Source organism: Bartonella sp. CM86QHHN (assembly GCF_042194695.1).
GTDB lineage: Bacteria > Pseudomonadota > Alphaproteobacteria > Rhizobiales > Rhizobiaceae > Bartonella.
Map to the genome: position 1 here is coordinate 1 of NZ_JBHIND010000095.1, position 1,357 is coordinate 1,357.

At 48.8% G+C, this 1,357-nt stretch carries 2 protein-coding genes; both read left to right on the plus strand.

What is annotated here, in order from left to right; translation table 11 throughout:
- Window positions 1-292 precede the first annotated feature (292 nt).
- Window positions 293-421: a hypothetical protein gene (locus ACFIKX_RS09695; RefSeq protein ID WP_003806876.1), complete on the plus strand. Its 129-nt coding sequence runs from the start codon at window positions 293-295 to the stop codon at window positions 419-421.
- Between the two features lie 355 nt (window positions 422-776).
- Window positions 777-1,357, plus strand: a 581-nt coding sequence (gene catA / locus ACFIKX_RS09700; protein ID WP_375661253.1) for a type A chloramphenicol O-acetyltransferase, incomplete at its 3' end; no start/stop codon positions are given.

Genomic DNA, 1,357 nt, shown 5'->3' on the forward strand with positions numbered 1-1,357 from the left:
AATTCCCCTTGTGCAGAAGGGCCCGTAGAAAAGATCAAAGGATCTTCTTGAGATCCTTTTTTTCTGCGCGTAATCTGCTGCTTGCAAACAAAAAAACCACCGCTACCAGCGGTGGTTTGTTTGCCGGATCAAGAGCTACCAACTCTTTTTCCGAAGGTAGCTGGCTTCAGCAGAGCGCAGATACCAAATACTGTTCTTCTAGTGTAGCCGTAGTTAGGCCACCACTTCAAGAACTCTGTAGCACCGCCTACATACCTCGCTCTGCTAATCCTGTTACCAGTGGCTGCTGCCAGTGGCGATAAGTCGTGTCTTACCGGGTTGGACTCAAGACGATAGTTACCGGATAAGGCGCAGCGGTCGGGCTGAACGGGGGGTTCGTGCACACAGCCCAGCTTGGAGCGAACGACCTACACCGAACTGAGATACCTACAGCGTGAGCTATGAGAAAGCGCCACGCTTCCCGAAGGGAGAAAGGCGGACAGGTATCCGGTAAGCGGCAGGGTCGGAACAGGAGAGCGCACGAGGGAGCTTCCAGGGGGAAACGCCTGGTATCTTTATAGTCCTGTCGGGTTTCGCCACCTCTGACTTGAGCGTCGATTTTTGTGATGCTCGTCAGGGGGGCGGAGCCTATGGAAAAACGCCAGCAACGCGGATCACAACAAAAAGCCCGCTCATTAGGCGGGCTAAATTCTCATGTTTGACAGCTTATCATCGATAAGCTAGCGGCCGCTAGCTTTAATGAGTTATCGAGATTTTCAGGAGCTAAGGAAGCTAAAATGGAGAAAAAAATCACTGGATATACCACCGTTGATATATCCCAATGGCATCGTAAAGAACATTTTGAGGCATTTCAGTCAGTTGCTCAATGTACCTATAACCAGACCGTTCAGCTGGATATTACGGCCTTTTTAAAGACCGTAAAGAAAAATAAGCACAAGTTTTATCCGGCCTTTATTCACATTCTTGCCCGCCTGATGAATGCTCATCCGGAGTTCCGTATGGCAATGAAAGACGGTGAGCTGGTGATATGGGATAGTGTTCACCCTTGTTACACCGTTTTCCATGAGCAAACTGAAACGTTTTCATCGCTCTGGAGTGAATACCACGACGATTTCCGGCAGTTTCTACACATATATTCGCAAGATGTGGCGTGTTACGGTGAAAACCTGGCCTATTTCCCTAAAGGGTTTATTGAGAATATGTTTTTCGTCTCAGCCAATCCCTGGGTGAGTTTCACCAGTTTTGATTTAAACGTGGCCAATATGGACAACTTCTTCGCCCCCGTTTTCACCATGGGCAAATATTATACGCAAGGCGACAAGGTGCTGATGCCGCTGGCGATTCAGGTTCATCATGC